Annotated in this window: 13 protein-coding genes; 8 read left to right on the top strand and 5 right to left on the bottom strand. The window is 65.2% G+C overall.

Annotation, left to right across the window (positions count from 1 at the left end):
- Window positions 1–122 precede the first annotated feature (122 nt).
- The 7 genes from V473_RS16415 to pepN all read left to right on the top strand — a co-directional run bounded on the left by V473_RS16415 (window position 123) and on the right by pepN (window position 8,635).
- A complete protein-coding gene (locus tag V473_RS16415) occupies window positions 123–371 on the top strand; it encodes a DUF6489 family protein (protein ID WP_066607277.1) in 249 nt (82 codons plus the stop codon).
- A gap of 4 nt (window positions 372–375) precedes the next feature.
- Window positions 376–1,668 carry a tRNA uridine-5-carboxymethylaminomethyl(34) synthesis GTPase MnmE gene (gene mnmE / locus V473_RS16410; RefSeq protein ID WP_066607274.1) on the top strand — a complete coding sequence of 431 codons (1,293 nt, stop codon included), beginning with the start codon at window positions 376–378 and terminating at the stop codon, window positions 1,666–1,668.
- A 59-nt stretch (window positions 1,669–1,727) separates the two neighbouring features.
- Window positions 1,728–3,578: a tRNA uridine-5-carboxymethylaminomethyl(34) synthesis enzyme MnmG gene (gene mnmG, locus V473_RS16405; protein ID WP_066607273.1), complete on the top strand. Its 1,851-nt coding sequence runs from the start codon at window positions 1,728–1,730 to the stop codon at window positions 3,576–3,578.
- The gene (gene rsmG, locus V473_RS16400) at window positions 3,575–4,210 is read left to right on the top strand and encodes a 16S rRNA (guanine(527)-N(7))-methyltransferase RsmG (RefSeq protein ID WP_066607269.1); all 636 of its coding nucleotides are present in this window, start codon (window positions 3,575–3,577) and stop codon (window positions 4,208–4,210) included. Before mnmG ends, rsmG begins: the two co-directional genes overlap by 4 nt.
- Before the next feature lie 2 nt (window positions 4,211–4,212).
- Window positions 4,213–4,995: a ParA family protein gene (locus tag V473_RS16395; RefSeq protein WP_066607266.1), complete on the top strand. Its 783-nt coding sequence runs from the start codon at window positions 4,213–4,215 to the stop codon at window positions 4,993–4,995.
- On the top strand, window positions 4,992–5,918 hold the full coding sequence (locus V473_RS16390) for a ParB/RepB/Spo0J family partition protein (protein WP_066607264.1): 927 nt from the start codon (window positions 4,992–4,994) through the stop codon (window positions 5,916–5,918). The genes V473_RS16395 and V473_RS16390 overlap by 4 nt, the downstream gene beginning before the upstream one ends.
- Window positions 5,919–6,034: 116 nt before the next feature.
- On the top strand, window positions 6,035–8,635 hold the full coding sequence (pepN, locus tag V473_RS16385; protein ID WP_066607263.1) for an aminopeptidase N: 2,601 nt from the start codon (window positions 6,035–6,037) through the stop codon (window positions 8,633–8,635).
- A 48-nt stretch (window positions 8,636–8,683) separates the two neighbouring features.
- Here pepN and V473_RS16380 read toward each other — a convergent pair whose 3' ends face one another.
- Genes V473_RS16380 through V473_RS16365 form a run of 4 tightly spaced genes read right to left on the bottom strand, consistent with a single transcriptional unit; the run spans window position 8,684 to window position 12,289 of the window.
- Window positions 8,684–9,331 carry an ABC-type transport auxiliary lipoprotein family protein gene (locus V473_RS16380; protein ID WP_408021516.1) on the bottom strand — a complete coding sequence of 216 codons (648 nt, stop codon included), beginning with the start codon at window positions 9,329–9,331 and terminating at the stop codon, window positions 8,684–8,686.
- Window positions 9,331–10,293: an MlaD family protein gene (locus V473_RS16375; protein WP_066607258.1), complete on the bottom strand. Its 963-nt coding sequence runs from the start codon at window positions 10,291–10,293 to the stop codon at window positions 9,331–9,333. Before V473_RS16375 ends, V473_RS16380 begins: the two co-directional genes overlap by 1 nt.
- 2 nt (window positions 10,294–10,295) lie before the next feature.
- Window positions 10,296–11,180 (bottom strand): ABC transporter ATP-binding protein, encoded by an 885-nt coding sequence (locus tag V473_RS16370; RefSeq protein ID WP_066607255.1) that lies wholly within the window; start codon window positions 11,178–11,180, stop codon window positions 10,296–10,298.
- Window positions 11,180–12,289, bottom strand: a complete 1,110-nt coding sequence (locus V473_RS16365; protein WP_066607252.1) for an ABC transporter permease — start codon at window positions 12,287–12,289, stop codon at window positions 11,180–11,182. Before V473_RS16365 ends, V473_RS16370 begins: the two co-directional genes overlap by 1 nt.
- Window positions 12,290–12,387: 98 nt before the next feature.
- On the opposite strand from V473_RS16365, the gene V473_RS16360 reads away from it, so the two are divergent.
- The gene (locus tag V473_RS16360; protein WP_269076449.1) at window positions 12,388–13,065 is read left to right on the top strand and encodes an HAD family hydrolase; all 678 of its coding nucleotides are present in this window, start codon (window positions 12,388–12,390) and stop codon (window positions 13,063–13,065) included.
- 9 nt (window positions 13,066–13,074) lie between these two features.
- On the opposite strand, the gene V473_RS16355 is transcribed toward V473_RS16360, so the two are convergent.
- On the bottom strand, window positions 13,075–13,629 hold the full coding sequence (locus V473_RS16355) for a thiamine phosphate synthase (RefSeq protein ID WP_066607251.1): 555 nt from the start codon (window positions 13,627–13,629) through the stop codon (window positions 13,075–13,077).
- Between the last annotated feature and the right edge of the window lies 1 nt (window position 13,630).

Genomic DNA, 13,630 nt, shown 5'->3' with positions numbered 1-13,630 from the left:
GCATATTGGCCGATCCAGACCGAGGCGCAACCGCCCGCCGCGTTAAAAAATTTGCGTTGGTCCGGGCAATTGCGGCATGACAGCGCGCATAACATGCAAGGGCCGAAAGAAAGGGCAGCGACATGAAGGTTACCGTAGACGTGGACTGCACGCCTGCCGAAGCGCGCTCTTTCCTGGGCCTGCCCGATGTCACCCCCATCCACGACAAATATATCAAGACAATGCTCGACGGGTTCGATGGCGTCGCCAATGTCGAGCAGATGGAGACGTTGTTCAAAAGCTTTTCGCCCATGGGTGATGCGGGGATGCGCCTGTTCCAGCAGATGATGAATATGGGCCTGGCGGGCATGTCCGGCGGCGACAAGAAATAGGCCTGTGTCCGGTTCCGACGGCGACACGATCTTCGCCCTGTCGAGCGGTGCGCCGCCGGCGGGGATTGCGGTCATAAGGATCAGCGGCGTCGGGGCCGGGGCAGCGCTTGCTGCTTTGGCCCGCCGCTTGCCATCCCCCCGCACCGCCAGCCTGGCGCTGCTGAAAGACCCGCGCGACGATGCGCCGCTCGACCGGGCGCTATTGCTGTGGCTGCCCGGTCCCGCCACCGTCACCGGCGAGGACATGGCCGAACTCCATTGCCATGGCGGCCGCGCCGTGGTCGCCGCGGTCGAGGGCGCGCTGGCCGCCATGCCCGGATTGCGCCGGGCCGCGGCGGGGGAATTCACCCGCCGCGCCTTTGTCCATGGTCGCATGGATTTGAACGCGGTGGAGGGCCTGTCCGACCTGCTCGCCGCCGAAACCCAGAGCCAGCGGCGCGCCGCCTTGCTCATGGCGGAGGGGCATTTTTCGCGCCGCATCGACGACTGGCGACTGAGCTTACTGGATCTATCCGCCATGGCCGAAGCCGCGCTCGATTTCTCCGACGAGGATGACGTGCCCGACGCCGCGATCGAAACCCGGATCGGCGCAGGCATCGTCGCATTGGCGCAGGATGTCGCCGCCATCCTCGCCGCGCCGTCCGCAGAGCGGCTGCGCGACGGCATCCGCGTGGTCCTGGCCGGGCCGCCCAATGCCGGCAAGTCGACCCTGCTCAATGCGCTGGTCGGGCGCGACGCGGCGATCGTGTCCGACGTCGCCGGCACCACCCGCGACCGGATCGAGGTGCCCGCCGCGATCGGCGGCACCGCCTTCCTGTTCACCGACACCGCCGGCCTGCGCGGCGAGACGGACGATGCGATCGAGGCGATCGGCATCGACCGCGCCCGCGCGGCGTTGGACGCGGCCGACATCATCCTGTGGCTGGGCGATGCGGCCGACCTGCCCCGCGACGATGCCTTGTTAATTGCGGCCCAATCCGATCGCGCCGAGGCAGGTCGGCCCGGCCTGCGCCTTTCCGCCCGCACCGGCGAGGGCATGGACAGGTTGGTCGCTACGCTTCAGGAACGTGCAGCGGCGCTGCTGCCGGGGGAGGGCGACTATGCCCTGCACGCGCGACAGAGACAGCAAGTTGGACAGTTGTACGCGCATCTCAGCGCGGCTGGCGCGACACCGGATCTGCTCGTCGTTGCTGAAGATTTGCGCCTGGCGCGCGGCACCATTGATGCGCTGACCGGGCAGGCGGGGACCGAAGATATGCTCGACCGTCTCTTTTCGGGCTTCTGCATCGGCAAATGATGCATGTTCCACGTGGAACGCTTTTGACCCCACCCCCCTGACTCTGATATGGGCCGCCCATGCAAAGCCATTATGATGTGATCGTGGTCGGCGGCGGCCATGCCGGCTGCGAGGCGGCCGCTGCGGCGGCGCGCAAGGGCGCGTCTATCGCGCTCCTGACCTTTGCCCGCGATACGGTTGGCGCCATGTCCTGCAACCCGGCGATCGGCGGTTTGGGCAAGGGCCATCTGGTGCGCGAAGTCGATGCGCTCGACGGACTGATCGCCCGTGCCGCCGACGCCGCCGCCATTCATTATAGGATGCTCAACAGCAGCAAGGGCGCCGCCGTGCAGGGGCCGCGCGTGCAGGCCGACCGTAAACGCTATCGCGCCGCCATCCACGGGATGCTTGATGCGCAAGCGGGGTTGGAGATTGTCGAGGGCGAAGCCGACGCGCTGCTGATCGCGGGCGACGCGATCGCCGGTGTGGCGCTGGCCGATGGTCGCACCATCGCTGCGCCGACCGTGGTGCTGGCGACCGGCACTTTCCTGGGCGGCAAGCTCTTTCGCGGCGACGAACGCGAGACTGGCGGCCGGATCGGCGAGCGCGCCGCCAGCGCACTGGGCGTACAGTTGCGCGCGCTGGGCCTGCCGATCGCCCGGCTTAAGACGGGCACCCCGCCGCGTCTGGACGGCCGCACCATCGATTGGGCGCGACTGGAAACGCAGCCTTCGGACGGGGAGGCGTGGACGATGTCTCCGTTGTCCACCGGCCGCATCCTGCCCCAACTGGCCTGCGCCATCACCCGCACGAATGATGCTACCCATGCGATCATCCGTGATGGCATGGACCGGTCACCCTTGTTCAGCGGGGCGATCGAGGGGCGGGGGCCGCGCTATTGCCCGTCGATCGAGGACAAGGTCTTGCGCTTCGGCGATCGCGACGGGCATCAGATTTTTCTGGAGCCGGAAGGGCTGGACGACCCGCTCATCTATCCCAACGGCATCAGCACCTCGCTGCCAACCGACGTGCAGGTCGCCATGGTGCGATCGATGCCGGGGCTGGAGCAGGTAGAGATCGCCGTGCCGGGCTATGCGGTCGAATATGACCATGTCGATCCGCGCGCGCTCGATTCCACGCTGGAAGTACGCCAGCTGACTGGCCTGTTCTGCGCCGGCCAGATCAACGGGACGACCGGCTATGAGGAGGCGGCGGCGCAGGGATTGATCGCCGGTGTCAATGCCGCTGCGCGCGCGCGCGGCGAAGCGCCCATGATCCTCGACCGGGCCAGTTCCTATATCGGCGTGATGATAGACGATCTCGTTTTGCAGGGTGTGACCGAACCCTATCGCATGCTCACCGCTCGCGCCGAATATCGGCTGCGCCTGCGCGCCGACAATGCGGAAACACGGCTAGGCCCGATCGGCCTGGCGCATGGGGTGATCGGCCCCGATCGCGCTGCCCGATTGACCGAGCGGCAGACGCAGCGGGCCGCGATCGAAGCAGACCTGGCTCAGCCCAGGACCGCCAGCGAAATGGCGCGGGCGGGCGCGGCAGTTCGACAGGATGGCGCGCGGCGCAGCCTGTTCGACTGGGCGCGCTTTCCCGAAGTCGACCGGGCGTTGCTGTGCGCGCTCGCGCCGACCCTGCGCGACGCGCCCGCCGACCTGCGCGACGAAATATGGGAGGACGCCCATTACGCCCCCTATCTGCAACGACAGGATAGCGAGATTGCCGAATTGCGTCGCAACGAGCGGGTCATCATCCCTGCCGATTTCGATTTCCGTACCATCGGCGGACTGTCCACCGAGATGATCGAGCGCCTCGACGCCGCCCGTCCAGACACGCTGGCCGCCGCCGGTCGCATCCGTGGCATCACGCCGGCGGCGCTGGCGGCCATCCTCGTCCACGTCCGCCGGGTAGCGGCGTGACCGAAGACGACGCCCGCGCCTGGCTGACGGCGCACTACGACGTTTCACGTGAAACATGGAGCAAGCTGGAGCGCTATGTCGCCATCCTGTTGTCCGCCATGGACGAGCAGAATCTGATCGCGGAATCGACCCGTCCCCATGTGTGGACGCGGCATATCGTCGATTCCGCCCAATTGCTGCTTCACACAAAGGAAGCGGGCGAGGGCGACTGGATCGATCTCGGATCGGGCGCTGGCCTGCCGGGCATCGTGCTCGCCTGTTTGTCCGATCGCCCGTTGATGATGGTGGAATCCCGGCGCAAGCGGATCGATTTTCTGGACAGCGTGATCGCCGAACTGGGCTTGACCCACGCCCGCGTCTTCGGCGGCCGCGTCGAAATGGTGCCGCCCCTGCATGCCGCCGTCATCAGCGCGCGCGCCTATGCGCCGCTGCCCAAATTGTTCGAATCGGCGCTCCATCTTTCGGATAAAAAAAGCCTCTGGGTGCTGCCCAAGGGACGAAATGCGCAAAATGAACTGGAGGCGGCGCGTCCGGCATGGCAAGGTGCGTTTCACGTGGAACCCAGCGTAACGGATGGCGATAGCGCCATCATCGTGGCCCACGCCGTGAAGCCCGCCAAAAGGAAAGGCTAAGGATGATCCGCATCGCCATCGCCAATCAGAAGGGCGGCGTGGGCAAGACCACCACCGCGATCAACCTCGCGACCGGTCTGGCCGCCACTGGGCTGCGCGTCTTGCTGGTCGATCTAGATCCGCAGGGCAATGCCTCCACTGGCCTGGGCGTCGGCCATGCCGATCGCGCCCAGTCCAGCTACGACCTGCTGGTCGGCAATTGCGCGCTGGACGACACCGTCATCGCCACCCGCGTTCCCAAGCTGGATTTGGTCCCCGCGACCCAGGATCTGTCGGGCTGCGAGATCGAATTGATCGACTATGAACAGCGCACCCACAGGCTGGAGCGCGTATTGGCCGAAGCCCAGCCGGGTCGCTGGGATATCTGCCTGATCGACTGCCCGCCCTCGCTGGGCCTGCTCACCATCAACGCCATGGTCGGCGCGCAATATCTGCTGGTTCCGCTCCAGTGCGAATTTTTCGCGCTCGAAGGTCTGTCGCAACTGCTCCAGACGGTCGAGCGTATCCGCGGCCGCTTCAACCCCGGCCTGTCGATCATGGGCGTGGCGCTGACCATGTATGACCGCCGCAATCGCCTGACCGACCAAGTTGCTGACGATGTGCGGGCCTGCCTGGGCGATCTCGTCTTCTCCACGGTTATTCCGCGCAACGTCCGCTTGTCGGAAGCGCCCAGCCATGGCGTGCCCGCCCTTATTTACGACTTCCGCTGTTCGGGGTCCGAAGCCTATATGCGTCTGGCGCGCGAACTGATCGCCCGACTGCCGCGACAGGAGGTTGCCGCTTGAGCGACGAAACGACCGACAAGCCCAAGATCGCCAAGCGCCCCCATGGTCTGGGCCGCGGCCTGTCCGCCCTGTTGGGGGACGTCGCGCGCGAGGAACCGGTATCGCCCAGCGCCATTCCCGCCAATGGCAAGGCGGTGCAGAGCATCGAAGTGTCGCTGATCCAGCCGCACCCGGAACAGCCGCGTCGCCATTTCGACGAAGGCGCGTTGCAGGAACTGGCCGAGAGCATCGCCAAGCGCGGCGTGATCCAGCCAATCATCGTGCGTCCCCATGGCGGCGGTTTCCAGATCATCGCCGGCGAACGCCGTTGGCGCGCGGCGCAGCGGGCGCAGATGCATCGCATTCCTGCGATCGTCCGCGATTTCGACGAGCAGGAAACGCTGGAAATCGCGCTGATCGAAAATATCCAGCGCGAGGATCTCAACCCGATCGAAGAGGCGGAAGCCTATCGCAAGCTGATCGCCGAATTTCATCATAGCCAGGATGCGCTGGGCCGCATTGTCGGCAAATCGCGCAGCCATGTCGCCAACCTGATGCGCCTGCTCGAATTGCCCCAGTCGGTGCAACAGCAGGTGATGGAGAGCCGGATCAGCATGGGCCATGCCCGTGCGTTGATCGGCCTGCCCGATTGCGAAGCGCTGGCGCGCCAGGTCGAAGATAAGGGCCTGTCGGTCCGCGACACTGAAAAGCTGGTGAGGCGGGTCAAGACCGGCGCCGACGCGCCCGCCGCCCGCCGCAATGCCGCAAACGGCGACAAAGACCCGGACATCGCGGCGCTGGAGCAGCATCTGGCCGATATATTGGGTCTGAAGGTCGAGATCGCGCATGAAGGCGCATCGACTGGCGGCGCCTTGTCGCTGCGCTATTCAAACCTCGACCAGTTGGACATGTTGTGCCAACGCCTGTCGGGCGAGCGCATCTAGCGCGCCGCCGTAAACCGCGGTCGTCACGGCGCACAAGCGCGACGTTCGAAAGAGTCTGGGCTATGTGGCCGTAAAGCCCGCTGGTCTTTTGTCCCCCTGCTCCTTAGATTGCAGGCATGGCCGACATGATCTCCACCCACGCCGCTGCGCCCACCATCATTCGCCGTATGGACTATCGTCCGCCCGACTGGCTGGTCCCCGACGTCACGCTCGACTTCGATCTCGATCCCGCACTGACCAGGGTGCGCGCAACCCTGTCGGTCACGCGCAACGGCGATCATGACCTCCCGCTGCGGCTCGATGGCGAGGGCATCGTGCCGCTGTCCGTGTGCGTCGATGGCCGCCCGCTGGCGCAGGACGAGTGGCATCTGGAGGCCGGCGCGCTCATCATCGCGCTGCCCGATACCGCACATAGCGTCGAAACGCTGGTGGAGCTGTCGCCGGAGGGCAATAGCAAGTTAATGGGCCTCTACGCCAGCGGCGGCCTGCTCTGCACCCAATGCGAAGCCGAAGGCTTCCGCCGCATCACCTTCTTCCCCGACCGGCCCGACATATTGTCGCGCTACAGCGTGCGGATGGAAGCGGACAAGGCGCGCTTCCCGATCCTGCTCGCCAATGGCGACCCCATCGAGCAGGGCGACCTGCCCGAAGGCCGCCACTGGGCGCGCTGGAACGATCCCTTCCTCAAGCCCTGCTATCTCTTCGCTCTGGTCGCGGGCGACCTCGCCTGTAATGCCGACCGTTTCGTCACGATGAGCGGGCGCGAAGTGCAGCTAGGCATCTGGGTGCGCGAAGCCGATCTCGCCCGGACCGATCATGCGATGCACGCGCTCAAGAACAGCATGGCCTGGGACGAGCGGGTTTATGGCCGCGAATATGATCTGGACGTGTTCAACATCGTCGCCGTGGCCGACTTCAATTTCGGCGCGATGGAGAATAAGGGTCTCAACATCTTCAATTCGCGCTATATTTTGGCCGATCCCGAAACCGCGACCGACATCGACTATGACGGGGTCGAAGGCGTGGTGGCGCATGAATATTTCCATAACTGGTCCGGCAACCGCGTCACTTGCCGCGACTGGTTCCAGCTTTCCTTGAAGGAAGGCTTCACCGTCTTCCGCGACCAGAATTTTTCCGCCGACATGGGTAGCCATGCGGTCAAGCGGATCGAGGATGTTCGCATCCTGCGCGCTGGCCAGTTCCAGGAGGATTCAGGACCGCTCGCCCATCCGGTGCGACCGGAATCCTATATGGAAATCAGCAACTTCTACACCGCCACCATCTATAATAAGGGCGCCGAGCTGATCCGCATGATGGCGTTGATGCTGGGTGCGGAGCGGTTTCGCGCAGGCACCGATCTCTATTTCGACCGGCATGACGGACAAGCCGCCACTTGCGAGGATTTCGTGCTGGCGATGGAGGAGGGCGGGGGGATCGACCTCACCCAATTCCGCCGCTGGTATGAGCAGGCCGGCACGCCGCATGTCCGCGCCCTCATCAGCCATGATCCGATCAGCCAGAGCGCCACACTGACGCTGGAGCAGACGATGCCGCCGACGCCGGGTCAGACCCACAAGCAGCCGATGGCGATCCCGCTGCGCACCGCGCTGTTCGATCCCGCCACCGGGCAGCATCGCGGCGACGAACTGCTGATGCTGACGGAGGGCAAGCAGAGCTTCACCTTCACCGGCTTTCCGGTCACGCCCATCCCGTCGATCAACCGCGGTTTTTCCGCCCCGGTGATCGTGGAAACCAACCGTAGCCAGGACGATCTCGCCTTTCTGTCGGCGCATGACGACGATCCCTTCGCCCGTTACGAAGCGATGCAGCAGTTAATGGTCAATGTGCTGGTCGGCCGCATCGCGGGCCACGCCACCGACGACGCGACGGTGATCGACGCCGTGCGCAACACAATCACCGATCCGTTGCTGGACCCCGCCTTTATCGCAGAAACGATCCGCCTGCCCAGCGAAGCCTATCTGGGCGACCAGATGCGCCTGGTCGATCCCGACGCGATCCATGCGGCGCGCGATGCGTTGCAACAGCAGATCGGCGCCGGGCTGGAACCGCTGTGGCGCGATATCCATGCACGGACCAAGGCGAACGCCTTCTCCCTTTCTCCCGCCGCCAAGGGCGCTCGCAAGCTGCGTAACGCGGCGCTCCATTATCTGGTGGCGTCGGGCGCGCAGGATGGCCCTGCCATCGCCTTCGTCCAGTTTAGCGAGGCCGATAATATGACCGAGCGTCAGGCGGCGCTGGGCACGCTGGCCAATGGCGCCAGCCCGGAGCGGGAGGCGGCGCTCGACATCTTCTACAATCGCTACGCCGCCGACGCGCTGACGCTCGACAAATGGTTCCAGACCCAGGCGTTCGCGCTGCATCCCGACACCGTGGACCTGGTCGCGCAGTTAAGCACGCATAAGGATTTCACGCTCGCCAACCCCAACCGGGTGCGGTCGCTGTTCGGCGCCTTCGCCGGCAACCAGTGGGCGTTTCACCATAAGTCGGGCAAGGGTTATCGCCTGCTGGCCGACTGCATCATCGCGCTCGACAGGCTCAATCCGCAGACAGCCGCAAAACTGGTGCCGCCACTGGGCCGTTGGAAGCGGTTCGAGGAAAAGCGTGCGGCGCTAATGCGGGCGGAATTGCAACGCATTCTGGCGCAACCGGGATTGTCAAAGGATGTGACCGAACAGGCGGGAAAGAGCCTGGAATAAGCATCCGGCAGGGGTTCGCTTCGCGTTGCGAAGCGAACCTTCAAGGCGTCAGTCCTTCACCGCCGCGGCCCAGGCGGCGACGTCGGCCGCCACCTTGTTCGCCGCGACATTGATCGGCGCTCCGACCGTCCCGGCTTCGATCTTGCCGCCCACCGGCTGGCTGGCGGTGAACCGCTGCCGCGCCAGCGCGACGCCGTTGGGGGTGGTGAGCACCGCGTCATAGGTGACGACCGCGCTGTTGCTCGCCGCATCGATGCCGAAGGCCACCAGTTCGCCACTCAGTCGCTGGCCGCCATCACCGGAAAACTGCCCCGAATCCAGCACCACCCGATCGGTCGTGGCGGAAATGGTTTCGGCGAGCAGGCCCCGGAACAGATGGCGGGGCGTGTCGGCCCATTGCACCTTGGTCACATAAGCGACGGAGGTCGGCCCCAGTTTCACCGGCACGCGCACCGTATCCAGCGTCTTGGGCGCGTCGGGATCGGCGACGATCAGCGTACGCCCGCCACCCGCCACCCGTGCGGCGCCGGACGGCACCTTCTGCGCGGCATCCAGCGTCAGTAGCTTTTCGGGGGGCTTTGCGCCGAAGGATACGCAGCCCGACAGCAGGACGGCAGCGGTCAGCGCGACAAGCGCGCCTTTCCGGTTCGCGCCGGGGTGTTTCACATGGAACATGGTCCGCATCTCTCTCATCATCATGGCTTATAGTCCGGCAGCTTGGGCGATCCGACCAGCGATCCCGCGCCCTGCTGGTCCAGCTTTTCCGCAACGCCGCGGAAGGAGCGCGACATTTCGCGCAGATCACGGACCAGCTGGTTGACCTCCGGCATGGTCTGGGTGCTGAACGCCTTTACGCCCGGCTGCGCCTCACCGATGGTCTTGTCCAACGTCTCGATGCTGCGGGTCGCCGCCTGCACGCTCTTGCGCAGATCGCTCATCAGCGGTCGGCCTTCCTCGTTCAGCATCGTGTCGGTGGTGGCGGCGAGCTTGCCGATCTGTTCGACGGCGACACCGGTGCGCTGCACCGCGATCCGCGCTTCGGCCAGGGTGGCGGCGATTTCAGGGCTGCGATCGGCCAGCGCGCCGGACACCCGCTCGACATTGGCCAATATGCCCGCGATCGACTGCTGATTCTTGTCGCTCAGCAACTCGGTCAGGCGCTCGGTGAGGGTCGACAGCCGCTCCAACAGCTGCGGCGCATTGTTGAGCAGTTCGCCCAGCGCGCCCGGCTTGGTCGGGATCACCGGCACCCCGTCGGGGCAGGCCGCCCGCACATTGCCGGTCGGACAGGCGATCGGCGGCGCGCCCTTGACGGCGCCGTCCAGCACCACTTCGCTGACGCCGGTGAAGCCGACCCCGGCGATGGTCGCGGTGGTGCCCTGCAGCACCGGGGTTCCGTCCTTGACGGAAATGCGCACCTTCACGAAGCTCGGATCACGCTTCCAAAGTTCGATCTTCTCCACCTTGCCCGACGGCACGCCGGAATAATTGACGCTAGACCCCTTTGCGAGGCCGCTGACGGACTGTTTGAAGAAGATGTCATATTCCTTATTCTCGCCATCGGAAACGCGCGAGAACCAGAAGGCGGCGGCCATGATCGCAGCCAGCAGCAACAGCGTGACTGCACCGACCAGCACATGATTGGAACGGGTTTCCATATCTATCGCCTTCCGTCCGACGGACTAAGCGCCGCCTTTGTCTGTTCCCGGTCCTTTTCGCGCGACACCGCCGCGGTTGCGGCGCGGCCGCGCGGACCGTTGAAATATTCCTGAATCCAGGGGTGATCGGTCGCCAGCAACTCTTCGATCGTGCCGACGGCGGTCACCTTTTTATCGGCCAGCACCGCCACCCTGTCACAGATCGAATAGAGCGTATCGAGATCATGGGTGATAAGGAAGACGGTCAGGCCCAACGTCTGCTGCAATTTGCGCGTCATCTCATCGAATGCCGCCGCACCGATCGGGTCCAGGCCCGCGGTAGGCTCGTCCAGGAACAGCAGGTCCGGGTCCAGCGCCAGGGCGCGGGCCAGGCCTGCGCGCTTCTTCATGCCCCCCGACAATTCGGCCGGATATTTGGGACCGGCCTCGGTCGGCAGGCCGGTCATGCGGATCTTGTAGGCGGCGATCTCGTCGCGCAGTTGCGGCCCGATATTGGGATAATATTCGCGGATCGGCACCTCGACATTCTCAGCCACCGTCAGGGTGGAAAAGAGCGCGCCGCCCTGAAACAGCACGCCCCAGCGCTTGCGGATCGCCAACGCTTCGTCATCCAGCCGCCCGATCATCGATTCGCCAAAAACGTGAATATCGCCCTCATCGGGCGTTTGCAGGCCAATGATTGCGCGCATCAGCACCGATTTGCCGGTGCCGGACCCGCCGACCACGCCCAATATCTCGCCCTTGCGCACATCCAGGTCCAACCCGTCATGCACAACCTGGTCGCCAAAGCTGTTACGCAGTCCACGCACCGAAATGGCGATCTCGGCCGTTTCCACCGCCTGTTCGATCCGCTCTTCCTCGGCTCGCTGGATCTCTTCTTCGCTCATCAGTTCCAGCCCACCCAGGTGAAGAAGACGGCGAAAAAGGCGTCGATCACGATCACCAGGAAGATCGCCTGCACCACGGCCGCAGTGGTGCGCAAACCGACTTCCTCGGCATTGGCCTTCACCTGCATCCCCTGGAAACAGCCCGACAGCGCTATGATGATGCCGAAAACGGGCGCCTTGATCAGGCCGACCCACAGATCGGTGATCGGAACGACCTCCCGCAATCGCTGGACAAAGGTGATGGGCGGAATCTCCAGCGCGATCGCACACAGGAATCCGCCACCGATCACCGCCATGATCGAAGCGTAAAAACCCAGCAACGGCATCATGATGACAACGGCGAGCGTGCGCGGCAGCACCAACGCCTCCATCGGCGACACGCCGATGGTGCGCATCGCATCGACCTCCTCGGTCAGCTTCATCGTGCCCAATTGCGCGGCGAAGGCCGAACCGGAACGGCCGGCGACCATGATCGCGGTCATCAGCACGCCCAGTTCGCGAAAAGTCAGGCGGCCGACCAGGTTGATCGTCAGCATCTCCATGCCGAACTGGCGCAACTGCACCGACCCCTGCTGGGCGATGACGATACCGATCAGGAAGCTCATCAGGCCGATAATGCCCAGCGCCGATACGCCGACCACTTCGAACCGCTGCACCACCGCATTGATGCGGAACCGATGCGGATGGCGGATAACGCTCCAGCTCGCGATCAGCGTGGCGCCGAAAAAGCCGAGCAGCCCCATCAGATTCGCGCCGGACGCGATCACTGCCTCGCCGATCTGGCCGACGACGCGACGCAGCGGATGGACATGGTCAGGCCGGATCGGCATCGGCTCGTCCAAATGGCAGACGGCGTCGATCAGGCGTCGCGCATCGTCGCTGGCGCCGGTGACATCACAGCCCAGCCGCTTGGTCGCGCGATGCACGGTCCAGGCGCCGATCGTATCCATATGGTCGACAGCGGACAGATCGATGGCGCCGACCGGCCCCTGCACGGCGTCCAGCCGGTCGGGCAGGTCGCCCAGACAGGCGATCGCCAGCGATCCGGAAAGCCGGACCACATTACTGCCGTCCTGCTGTTCCTCGGCTAATTCGGCGGCTTTGTTCATGCGATGGGATTACTGGTCCATTATCGGTTGCACGGCAAGCCGAAACGGCCCATCCGCAAGCCAGAACGAAGGGCGGACAGAAAAGTTTCGGAAACGGCATGACGACGCACAGGCTGGCCATTTACGACATGGACCGCACGGTGACCTTCAGCGGCACCTATACAGGCTTCCTGATCCATGTGGCGGGGCATATGGCGCCATGGCGACTGGTGCTTTTTCCCTGCGTCATCCTGCTGATGCTGGCCTATGTGGTGAAGCTGATCAGTCGCCAGCGGCTGAAGGAACTGAACCAGGCGCTGATGATCGGCTTCAACGTCGAACGCGCGAAACTGATGCCGCATGTCGAAAGCTATGCCGACCGGGTGATCGCCCGCAACCTGCGTGCAGGGGCCGTGGCGCAGATCGCGCAGGATCGCGCCGACGGCTATAGGCTGGTGCTCGCCACCGCCTCCTACCGCCTTTATGTCGAACCGATCGCGCGGCGGCTGGGCTTCGACGCGGTGATCGCCACCGATCATCTGAGCCAGGATCTGCGCTATGTCCGCGCGAAGATCGCCGGCGAAAATTGTTACGACACCGGCAAGCTGCGCATGATCAAGGCGTGGATGGCGTCGCAGGCGATCGACCGCGCGCAGGCGCATATCCGCGCCTATTCCGACCATGTCTCCGACGCGCCGATGCTGGAGTTCGCCGATATCCCCTTCGCTTCCAACCCGCACAAGCCGCTGGCTAGGCTGGCGACGGAGCGCGGCTGGACGCGGGTGGACTGGGGCTAAGCTCGCAGCCTAGTCCGTCAGCCCGTCGATCGCTGCCCAGCCGTCCGCACCGATCCCGCGCAGCATCTGCCGATGCGTCACCCGCACGCCTCCCAGCGCCATGGCCGGTGCATCGACCAGCCGCGCCAAAGCAGCGAAGCCCACCCGCCCCAATGCGCCAGCACCGACATGCGATCGGGTCGGGAAGAGGGGCGAAACGAAACACAGATCGGCGCCCGCCCGCCGCGCCGCTACAGCTTCCAGCCCATCATGCACGGCGCGGCTGCGCACCAGCGGCCGGGTCACGCGGCTTGCATCCCGCCCATGCGCGCCATCGGCCCGCCAAGCCGCCGCGTCGCGCGCCGAACCGGCCAGCAGCAGCACCAGCCGCCGCCGCCGCGCGATCGCCCGCAACGCCGCAAACAGCGCGCGCCGCTGCGCAGGATCGGTCCGGTAGTGGCGAAAGATGATGCCGCCACGCCCTTTGGGCAGGCGCGCCGCCGCCGCCAGCAACGCTGCCGGCGCGACCCGCTCGTCGGTCATCAGCCAGAGGTCAGGCAGTTTTTTGCGGTGGCGACGATCCATG

Origin of the sequence: Sphingobium cupriresistens LL01 (assembly GCF_001046645.1) — a bacterium.
Classification (GTDB): Bacteria; Pseudomonadota; Alphaproteobacteria; order Sphingomonadales; family Sphingomonadaceae; genus Sphingobium; species Sphingobium cupriresistens.
Note: the sequence above shows the minus strand (reverse complement) of the source record. Positions and strands in the feature narration are given on the sequence as shown.